3 protein-coding genes and 1 pseudogene are annotated in these 11387 nt (G+C 68.8%); all 4 read left to right on the forward strand.

Annotated elements, in window-relative coordinates:
* A partial coding sequence (locus ACLBYB_RS31915) for an SDR family oxidoreductase (protein ID WP_447701256.1) occupies positions 1-2447 on the forward strand: 2447 nt, incomplete at its 5' end.
* Between the two features lie 8 nt (positions 2448-2455).
* Positions 2456-10165, forward strand: coding sequence for a beta-ketoacyl synthase N-terminal-like domain-containing protein (locus ACLBYB_RS31920; protein WP_447701257.1), 7710 nt, complete (start codon positions 2456-2458; stop codon positions 10163-10165).
* On the forward strand, positions 10162-10872 hold the full coding sequence (locus ACLBYB_RS31925; protein ID WP_447701258.1) for a 4'-phosphopantetheinyl transferase family protein: 711 nt from the start codon (positions 10162-10164) through the stop codon (positions 10870-10872). Before ACLBYB_RS31920 ends, ACLBYB_RS31925 begins: the two co-directional genes overlap by 4 nt.
* A gap of 400 nt (positions 10873-11272) precedes the next feature.
* Positions 11273-11387: pseudogene (locus tag ACLBYB_RS31930) on the forward strand (IS3 family transposase); the annotation flags it as partial.

The raw sequence follows: 11387 nt of genomic DNA on the forward strand, positions 1-11387 counted from the left end.
TGCTGACGCTCGATATGGAGCTGGAGGCAGGCCTCGGCATCGATTCAATCAAGCGCGTCCAGATCCTCTCCGCCTTGCAGGAGAAGCTGCCCCAGCTCGCCGACGTGGACACGGCCGCGCTCGCCGCTCTCGACACGCTCGGCGCGATCGTTGCCTTGGCGGGAAGCGGCGGCATCGTCGCGTCATCCTCCCCTTCTTCGGCTGCACCCGCCTCACTCACGCCTACCCTCGGGCGGATGATCGTGGCGGAAGAAGAGAGTGCCGTGCCGGGGCTGCTAACGCCGGGCTTTGCCGGGGTGCAGTCGATCTGGATCATCGGAGGCCCCGCAGATCTCGCGGGGATGCTGGCGGCACGGCTGGCGGAGACCGGCCTCCATGCGCGAGCCGTCGACACCCCGCCCGTGGATGTCCGGGCGGCGATCCTTCTCGCCGGCATCGCCGAAACGTCGGATGCCGATCCGATCGCGACGACTGAGACGGTCTTCCGCCAGGTGCAGGCCTGCGGGCACGCCATGGCGGCGGGCGGCACGCTCGTCATCGTCCAGCCGGGCGGAGAGGCGGATGCGGGGTGGCTCGCCGGTGCGGGCGCGATCGCCAAGACCGCGGCGCTCGAATGGCCGAATGTCGTCGTCCGCGTCATCGAGCTGAGCGCCGATGTCCTCGCTGGCGAGAGTTCGGCCGAGGCGATCCATCGCGAGTTGATCGGCGGCGGGATGCAGCTGGAAGTGACGCTCGCCGGTGATGGCCGCAGACTGGTTCCCGCACTCCGTCCCGAGCCGGCGCCGACACCCGCGACCGTCGCCATTCCGACCGACGGCGTCCTGCTGGTTTCCGGCGGCGCGCGCGGCATCACCGCGGCGTGCCTGACGGAATTGCTGGCGGAACGTCCGCAGAAGGTCGCCATCCTCGGCCGGACCCCGCTCGAGGACGAGCCGGCCGAACTGGCAGGAATTGTCGACGATGCAGCGCTCAAGCGCGCTCTGCTGGGACGCCATCAGGCAGCCGGCATCACGCCGAGCCCGCAGCGGATCGGCGCCGAGGTGCGCGCGATTCTCGCCGCGCGCGAGTTGCGGACGAACCTGGCACGGCTCGCCGCGACCGGCGCGACCGTCCGCTACGACGCGGTCGACATCGCCGATGCCGACGCCGCCTTGGAAGCGGTTGCCAGGATCCGCAGCGAGTTCGGGCCGATCAGCGGCCTCGTCCACGCCGCCGGCGTGCTGGCCGACAAGGAAATTCTCCTCAAGACGTCCGATCAGTTTCGCACGGTGATGCGCACCAAGGTCGACGGTTTGCGGAACCTTCTGGATGCCACGCGTGACGATGCGCTGACTCGTCTCGTCTGCTTCTCGTCGATCGCCGCATGGCGCGGCAATCTCGGCCAGAGCGATTATGCGGCGGCGAACCAGGTGCTCAACCGGGTGTGCCGCGCGGAGCGTAAGCGGCGGGGCGAAGCCTGCCTCGTGAAGTCGATCGGCTGGGGCCCGTGGGCCGGCGGCATGGTCGATGCGGGGCTGGAGGCGCTGTTCGTCGCCCGCGGCGTGCCGCTTATTCCCCTGAAGGAGGGCGCACGCTTCTTCGCCGACGAATATCTCGGCCGCAACGGCAGCGCGGTGGAGGTCGTGTTCGGCGGCGGGCTTGCCGCGTTCGCGGCCGCCGACCTGCCGCGTTCGCGCAGCTTCCACGCCCGCTTCCACCGCTCGACTCACGGCTACATCGACTCGCACGTCGTGCGATCGAATAGGGTCGTGCCGATGGTCGCCGCGATCGAGGTCGCACTGCGAAGCGTCGCCCACTGGCTCGGCGGCGTGGCGCGGCGCGCGGTCGACCTCGAGGTCGTGAACGGCATGGTGCTGTCCTCGTTCGAAGGCGCGGGCGACGTCTTCGAGATCGGCTGCACCGCGCCGGACGGCGAAGGGCGTGTCGCGGTAACCATCACCGATCCTGCGGGCAAGCTCTGCTATCGGATGGGTATCGTCCCCGGCGAGGCGCCGCTTGCCAACAGCGAGGCGGAGAGGCCATCGCTCGACCGCTGGCCTGCCGCCAAGCCGATCTACGACGGAAGGCTGTTCCACGGGCCGGCCTTGCAGGTGATCGAGACGATCGAGGGCCTGGACGAGCATGGTGCGGCCGGGCTGTTGCGCACGCGCGTGCCACTCGCCGCTTCGGCAAGCAGCGCGCCGATCGACATCCTCGACGGTGGCATCCAGCTCAGCACCTTATGGAACCACGAGACGCGCGGGCGCGAGAGCCTGCCGACCTCGGCCGCAGCAGTCTACCTGGCGGAAGGATGGGATCACGCCGCACCGGTCCGCTGCGAAGCGTTGCTGATCGCCAAGACGTCACTCTCGTCACGCTGGACGCTGCGCTACCGGGACGAGGCGGGCACGCTGCTCGGCCTGATCGAAGGGTTGACGATGCACGATCTGCCTGCGGCAGCGGCCTGAGTTCCGCCGTGGGAGTCTTTTCTCCGATCGCCATCGTCGGGCAAGGCTGCCTGCTGCCTGGCTGCGCCTCGCCCGAGGCGCTGTGGCAGGCGGTGGCCGAGGGCGCATGCCATGTCGGTCCCGCGCCCCCTTACGACTGGCGGATCGACCACGGCCGCGTTCTCGGCGCGCCCGATACCTCCAGCGGCGTCGATCCAGTGTGTACCGACATGGGCGGCTATGTAGGCTCCCTCGACCAGGGACTCGACCTTGCCGGCGTTGCTCTCGACCCGGCACTCGTCGCAACGCTCGATCCCGTGTTCCGCTGGAGTCTCCACGCCGCCGCTCAGGCCATGCGCGGCTTCACCCGTAAGGCGAGCGATCGCGCAGGCGTGGTGCTGGGCAACCTCTCATACCCGACCCGCGCTCACGTCCGGTTCGCCGAGGAGCATTGGCTGGCAGAGGCCGGCATACGCACGGACGCGCCGGTCGTACCTCTCAACCGCTTCATGTCGGGCGCGCCGGCCATGCTGGTGGCGCAGGCCTTCGGCTTGTCCGGGGGATCGCTGGCGCTGGACGCGGCCTGCGCGTCGGGCCTGTACGCCATCAAGGTCGCCTGCGACCGACTGCAGGACGGCCATGCCGATCTGATGCTCGCGGGTGCGGTGAACGCGGTCGACCAGTTGTTCCTCCACACCGGCTTCACCGCGCTCAATGCGCTCAGCCCTACCGGTCGAAGCCGCCCCTTCCACGCCGAGGCCGACGGCCTGATACCCGCAGAGGGCGCAGCGTTCGTGGCGCTGAAGCGGGTGGAGGACGCGCTGGCCGCGGGCGATCGCATCCTGGGCGTGATCCGCGGCATCGGTCTCTCCAACGACGGACGCAGCGGCGGCTTCCTGTCGCCCGCGCGGGAGGGACAGACGCAGGCGATGCGTGCCGCGCTGGACGCGGCCGGCATGGCGGCGGACGAGGTCCAATGCGTCGAGTGCCACGCCACCGGCACCCTGCTGGGCGACGCGACCGAGATCGCCAGCCTTCGCGGAGTCTATGGCGATCGGCCGCTGGTGCTCGGATCGCTCAAGGGCAATGTCGGCCATCTGATCACGGCATCGGGCATCGCCGGACTGCTCAAGACGCTGGCGGCGATGGAGCATGGCCAGATGCCGTGCACGCCGGGAGCGCGACCGCTCGCGGCCGAGATCGCCCGAGCGGGCTACGTCGTGCCCGATGAACCGCTGGACTGGCCGGCGATCGACGGCCAGCGGACGGCGGCGATCAACGGCTTCGGCTTCGGCGGCAACAATGCGCAGCTCATCGTGCAGCAGACCGCCGAGCCCGAGCGCCTTCCCGTCAAGGCGGCCAAGGCAGCCGACGACGTGGTCGTCGTCGGCATGGGCGTACGCACCCACCGCGACGCGGATGCAATCGCCTTCACCGATCGATTGATCGGCGCGGGCGTGGCCGATCCGGCCTTTGACGGAGATGCCATCGCGCTGCCGATGCGCCAGATCGCCTTTCCGCCGGTCGAGCTGGAGCGCGCGCTCGGACAGCAATTGGTGCTGCTCGACGTGTGCCGGCAGGCCCTGGCCGGCGTGGCGCCGGCCGATCGGCGGCGGACCGGCATCTTCGTGGGCATGGAGACGGATTCCCGCGTGTGCCTGCACGGAGTGCGCGCGCGCTGGCCCGAGTTGCTCGCGCAGGGCGACCGCGCCGATCCCGCGCTGATCGCGGCCGGCGACGATTTCGCGCTTCCGCTCGATTCCGCGGCGGTGATCGGCGAGATGCCGAACATCACGGCGAACCGGCTCTCCAACCAGCTCGATCTGCAGGGTCCGGGTTTTGCCGTCTCGCGTGAAGAGTTGTCGGGCGACGCCGCGCTCGATCTGGCGATCACCGCGCTCCGGCGCGGCGAGATCGACGCAGCGCTGGTGGGAGCGGTCGAGATGGCGCGCGAGCCCGTCCACGCAGCGGCAGCCGCGGCGCTGCTCGGCGAGACGGACATGGCCGATGCGGCGGTGATGCTGGCGCTGAAGACCCGCGCCGGAGCGCGGGCTGCCGGCGATCCGATCCTGGCAGTGCTGAGCGAGGCCGGGGCCGGGACCGAGACTGCGGACCTTGCGAACGATGCCGCCGACAGCCCGGTCAACCGACTGCTCGGCCGCGCCCACGCGGCTTCGGGCCTGCTCCATGTCGCGCTGGGGATCGGGATGATCCACATTCGCGCGGCTCCCACTCCGAACGGCGCCGCAAGCCCTCTGCTCGGCGGAGTGGCGCCAGCGGTATTGGTCGAGAACCGCTCCTTCCTCGGCGAGCGGGCGGCATGGCGGATCGAGCCGGGCACGGCCGCGCCGCGCTCGATCCGGCCGCCCGTGCGAATCGCGCGCTACGCCGCCGCCGATCGCGTGTCTCTCCTCGAGGCGCTGCGGCACGATCGGCAGGGCGGCGACGCGCCCTGTAGGCTGGCGCTGGTGGGCACAGCCGACGAGCTGGCGGAGCGGCGTGAGCGGGCGCTGCGGACCCTGGCGGCGAGCCCGGCCGATGCCTGGTCCATGGACGGGATCACCTTCCGCGCGGCGCCGCTCGCGGGCGAGATGGCCTTCGTCTTCACCGGCGCGGCATCGGCCTACCCCGGCATGGGGGCCTCGCTGCTGCTCGGCATGCCAGGGTTGATCGACCGGGTCCGAGACCGGATCGGCGATCCTGCGGCGGTGGCCGGCGCCTTCTTCCGCGAGGGCGACGCCGAGGCGCGGCTGCCCTTTCGCCAGCTTGCAGGCTCCTCCCTCCTCTGCCAGATCCACGCCGCGCTCAGCCTCGAGATACTGAAGCTGCGGCCGGAAGCGTCGATCGGCCTCTCGTCGGGCGAGACCAACGCCATGGTCGCATTCGGCGTATGGCGCGACATGGATCGCCTGCTGGCAGATGTCGCCGCGAGCGGGCTCTACACCGAGGCGCTGGCTGGCCGGTTCGATGCCGTTCGGACGCATTGGGGTCTGCCCGCCGGCACACCTGTCGCATGGACCAACCTTCGCCTGCGCGCGCCCGCCAGCGCGGTCGAAGCGGAAGTCGCGCGACATCCGCGCGCCTATCTGACGATCGTCAACAGTCCCGACGATTGCGTCATCGGCGGCGACGCAGGCGCCTGCCGGGCGGTGATCGACGCTCTCGGCAAGCCGCTGGCGATCCCGCTCGGACACGACCTCGCGGTGCACTGCGCTGCGGTGGAGCCGTTCGCGGCGGCGTGGCGGGAAGCGCACGATCGCAAGACCTTCGCGCCGACCCTGCCGATCCGCTTGTATGCCAACGCCTTTGGCGGTGTGTTCGAGCCGACGCGCCGGGGGGTGGCCGATGCCCTGACCGATCAGGCGCTGAAGACGATCGACTTTCCACGCATCGTCGATCTCGCCTGGCGCGACGGGGTGCGCATCTTCGTTGAGCACGGCCCGCGCAGCAGCCTGGCCACGGCGATCGGTGAAATTCTTGGCGATCGTCCGCACCTCGCGGTGTCGTTCGACCGGACGGGCATAGACGGCGACGTGCAAGCATGGCGTACCGTCGCCGCATTGTGGTGTGCGGGGGTGGAGATCGATCCGGCCGCGCTGAAGGAAGCCTCGCCTTCGGCCGTACAGCCGAGAGAGCCTGCCCCAACCCTCAGATTTGCCGTCCGCAAGCCGCACCCGATCTTTCCCAGGGTCCCGAAGGCACAGCCGACCGCACGCCGGATGCCATGGCCGCCGATGCTCGCTCCGGTCATGGCCGGCGATCGGGGCTTGGCGGCTGCGGCCCCCTCATCGGCGAGCATCGCGCCCACGGTCCCGGACACATGGCGGCCGACCGCGCCCGAGCCGACGCCGCCATACGGAAGTGCAGCAGCAGGAGCCGAAGCTAGCCATCATGCCGCGCTGGTGAGCACGCACGACCGGCTGCTCGCGGCGCACCGGCTCCATCTCGACGCGCAGCGAGCCGGGATGGAGGCCTATCTCGCCGCCGGCCAGCGCTTGTTCGCGGGTCTGCTCGGCACCGCCGCCCCGAACGCGGCGACGCCCATCGCCCCGCCTACCCTCGTTCCCGCCCCCACGGCGACCCTGCGGGCTCCGGCGACGATCGTGCCGCTTCCCGAACCGATGCCCGCCTCGTCGTCAGCCGTTCCCGGACGGCCCGGCCCCCAGTTCAACCGCAAGGACCTCGAAACTCTCGCCGGCGGACGCATCTCCTCGGTCTTCGGGCCGGCCTTCGCGGGTCAGGACAATCATGCCGTCCAGGTTCGCATGCCGCAGCCGCCGCTGCTGCTGTGCGACCGCGTCCTTGGCATCGCCGGTGAGCCGCACAGCATGGGACGCGGCACGATCTGGACCGCGACCGACGTGCATGCCGACAGCTGGTATCTGCACCACGGCCGCATGCCGCCCGGCATCTTCATCGAATGCGGTCAGGCCGATCTGCTGCTGATCTCCTGGCTCGGCATCGACGAACTCAATCGCGGCGAGCGTGCCTATCGCCTGCTCGGCTGCGAGCTGACATTCCACGGCGATCTGCCGCAGCCCGGCGAAACGCTCGACTACGAGATCGTGATCGACGGTCACGCCCGGCAGGGCGACGTGCGTCTGTTCTTCTTCCATTACGAATGCCGCATCGACGGCGCGCTCCGCATCTCGGTGCGGAACGGCCAGGCCGGCTTCTTCACGCCCGCCGAGCTCGACGGTGCGGGCGGCGTCATCTGGGATCCCGCCGGCGCCGCCTACGTTGCCGACGCCGCCTTCGCCCCGCCATCCGGCGCGACGACCCGAAGCGCGTTCACGACCGGAGCGGTGCAGAGTTACCTCGATGGCGATCTGCCCGCCTGCTTCGGCGAAGGGTTCGTCCTGGCCCGCACGCACACCCGTACGCCCGCCTCGCCCGCCGATCACCGCAACTTCCTGGGTGAGATCACCGCACTCGACTTCGCAGGCGGGCCGGCCGGTCGCGGCTACCTGCGGGTCGAGAAGGACATCCGCGGCAACGAATGGTTCTTCGACGGGCACTTCAAGAACGATCCGTGCATGCCCGGCACGTTGATGGCCGACGCCTGCCTCCAGGGGATGGGCTTCTACATGGCGGCGGCCGGCGTGACGCTGACGCGCGATGGCTGGCGCTTCCAGCCGGTGCGTGACACCTGCTACCAGTTCCTCTGCCGCGGACAAGTGACGCCGCGATCGCGCCGGATCGTGTACGAGATCTTTGTCGACGAGTTCCGCCACGACGAGGTGCCGACGCTCTTCGCGCACATCCTATGCACGGTCGATGGCCGCAAGGCGTTCCTATGCGAGCGGATGGGCCTGCAACTCGTGCCGGACTGGCCGCTCGGCAGCATGTCCCACCTGATCGACGCGCGAGAGGACGGCCGTGCGCTCGCCCGGATCGGCGCCTTCCCGCTCGATCAGCGATCGCTCATCGCCTGTGCGCTCGGCCGTCCCTCGGACGCATTCGGCGAGGGCTTCGCGATGTTCGATGCGGGCAAGCGCACGCCGCGCCTGCCGGGACCGCCCTACCACTTCATGACGCGGATCACCGCGCTCGTGGGTGCGATGGGCGACATGAAGGCGGGCGGCAAGGTCACCGTGTTGTACGACGTGCCGCCGGACGCTTGGTATTTCGCCGATGCTCCGGGCGGCACCATGCCGATCTGCGTGCTGATGGAGGTGGCTCTGCAGCCCTGCGGCTGGCTCGCCTCCTACACGCTGCGGCAGGATCGCGGACCCCGCGACCTGCTGTTCCGCAATCTCGATGGCGACGGCATCCAGCATCGCGAGATCCGGCCCGACGATGGCACCATCGCCACCAGCGCCGAACTGCTCTCGGTCGACGTGATGGGCGATCTCATCATCGAGAAGTTCGCCGTCCGCTGCACGGTCGGCGACGAGGAGGTCTTCCGCTGCGAAACCGTTTTCGGCTTCTTTCCGCCGGAAGCGATGCGAAACCAGAAGGGCTTTGCCGTCACCGACGACGATCTCGCGCGGCTCGCCGCGCCGAGCGAGATCGCGATCGATCTGGTGGATCGGTCAGGCGCGCTCCGCGAGACCGGCGCTGCACGGCTGCCCGATGGCCGATTGCTGATGAGCGACCGCATCACCGGTTATTGGCCGGACGGTGGCGCCGAGCAGCTCGGGGCGATCCGCGCCGAGAAGGACGTGCGCTCGTCCGACTGGTTCTTCAAGGCGCACTTCTACCAGGACCCCGTCCAGCCGGGCTCGCTCGGTGTGGAGGCGATTCTGCAGTCGATTCAGGCGCTAATGCTGCTCGGCGGCATGGCGGAGGGTTTCGCCAGTCCCCGCTTCGAGCCGCTGACTGTCGGCGAGCAGATGCCATGGCATTATCGCGGACAGGTGACACCGGAGCGCGGCACGGTGGTGATCGAGTTCGAAGTGACCGAGCGCAGGCGCCGCGCCGACGCCGTCACGGTGCGCGGCAAGGCGCGGCTATGGGTGGACGGACTTCAGATCTACCAGTTGCCGCGCGTCGGGATGCGGATCGTCGAGGATCGTGCGCCGTCCGGCAGTACGCGGCGGCTGCCAGGGTCGATCGACCTCGACGGCGCCAAGGCGCGGCGGCGCGACCATTGCCCGGCCTCCACGCTCCCCCTGGTGCCGCTGACGTGCGAGAGCGAGCGGATCGTAGTGTGCGATCATGCCGGCCAGCGGCTGAAGCTGCACCCGCGTTGGATCCGGATCGAGGACGGCCGTTGCGCGAACCTGCCGCTCAACCGCTGGTCGATCGCGATCGAACATGAAGGCGACAGCATCTGCGCGACTTCGGGTGATCCAGAGCCGATCGACTGCCAAGTGCTGCACCGCCACTGGCTTGCGCGCGCGAACGGTCAGCATACGTTCGTTCACGATCTCATGCTTGCCATGGTGGATCGCTTCGTACGCTATCTCGTGCTCGCCGATCCGCAGGGGTTCGCGAGACTCAAAGGTAGGCCGGTCCTGTACCTCGCCAACCATCAGAACTACGTCGAGTCGTCGCTATTCCTGACAATGATGGGCGCGTTGTGCGACCTGCCCGCGGCGGTGATCGCGAAGGCCGAGCATCGCGGCACCTTCGTCGATTACATCTACCAGCTCTCGCGCGCGGCGATGGGCGCCGACGATCCGCTCAAGCTGATGATGTTCGATCGCCGGAAGCCGAACGAGTTGCTTGGCCTGCTGACGCGATTCGGAGGCGACCTCGCCATCCATCCGCGATCATTGCTGGTCCATACCGATGGAACGCGTGCGCGCCGCGGGGGCGTGCCGGTGGCATCGGTGAGCACGGTGCTGATCGATCTCGCCTTGGAGCACGACATGCCGATCGTGCCGGTGCGCTTTGCCGGCGGGCTGCCCCTCGTCGAGGTGGCCGAGAGCCAGGTGCTGCCTGTCGATCTCGGGCGGCAGGATCACTATGTCGGATTTGCGATCGCGCCTGCATCGCTCCGAGCAATGCCGTTCGCCCGCCGCGCGGCGTTCGTACTTGCCGAGCTGAACGGGCTGGGACCGTCGGGAGAATCTGATGGACCACTACCAGGCGACGGAACGCTCTCGCAAAGTGTCGCCCGGGAACGTCGGCGCGGGCTAGCTCCGCTCCAAGCCACGCTGCGCGCCGTATTGGCGGCGTATCCCGCGCGCAGCGACGAGACCAACGCTTGGCTCGCTTCGGTCGACGGAGCCGGCATGCCGGCGATCGTACGGGGGTTGATCGGCCTGCCGAGCGTCCCTGCACCGACATGACGCCGGCACCACAGGCGCGGTGCGACGCTCCGCAACTCGCGCCCGACGCGATCCACGTCTGGACCGTCCGTCTCGATCGGCCTGCGCCCGCGATCGAACTGCCGCCTGAGGAGCGTGCCCGGATCGATGCAGCGGCAACCAGCCTCGTGAGGCAACGCCGCGAGAAGGTACGTACCGCACTGCGCCGCGTGCTCGGCGCCTACGCCGGCCAGGATCCCGCGATGTTGCAATTTGGGCGAGGCACACATGGAAAGCCGCACCTGATCCCTGAACACGTTGCCTTCAACCTCAGCCACACCGAAGATCTGATGCTGCTCGCCATCGCCGGGTGTGGAGCTCTCGGCATCGATGTCGATCGACTCGATCGCCTGGAGGGCGACTGGCGGCCGGTTGCCCGCGCGATCCTCTCGCCGGACGAATGGCCGGCGATATCGGCGCTGCCGGCAGGCGATCGTTCGACGGCAGTCATGCGCCTTTGGGTCCGCAAGGAAGCTTACACCAAAGCGCTCGGCACAGGCTTCGCTCACGGCTTCACCGCCGTCACCGTATGGCCGAGCGGCGACCGAAGACGTGTACCGGTCCGCGACCAAAGAAGTCCGGCCTATGATTACGACTGGACGCTGATAGACCTTCCCGCAACACCGCCATTCGGTGCGGCGCTAGCCTATCACGGAGGCGGCAGAAGGGTTGAGCATTTTACGCTGTGAAGGTCCGGGCCGGAGGCTGAGACACCATCATGCCTGGAACACATCCTCCGGAACGAATTTTCTCGATCTGCCCCCGGAAAAGCTGTCTGATCGCATTCGTCAAGCTGGCTGACCGGAGTTTGGGCGCACGCCGGGTTCATGGTTCTCTCCGCAGTCGCTTTCGATGAACCGCCGCATGTTGGCGTCAGATGATCGGATCGACCGAAGTGGTCCTCGCGGTCGCCGATGGCATCGCATTTTCAGGGACGGCCTGATCCGCGCCAAACGTATTGGCAGGGACGCATTCTCGGCTGATGGCCGGCGATCTCGGACTAAATGTGGCTGATCGCGGAGCTGACCTGACCGGCTGGCTTTGGACCGGGCTGATTGAGAGGATCAGCCAGGACCGAAGGAGTCGGACATGCGGCGAGGTCAGAAGACGAACGCGGAGCAGGTCGTGCTGAAGCTGCGCCAGATTGAGGTGCAGACAGCCCAGGGTAAGAGCTTGGCGCTGGCCTGCAAGGAGGCGGAGATCT

Source organism: Methylobacterium sp. D54C, assembly GCF_053345595.1.

Coding starts and splice junctions, on each gene's coding strand:
- ACLBYB_RS31925 (WP_447701258.1), top strand. CDS start 10,162: ATGACGCCGGCACCACAGGCGCGGTGCGACGCTCCGCAACTCGCGCCC.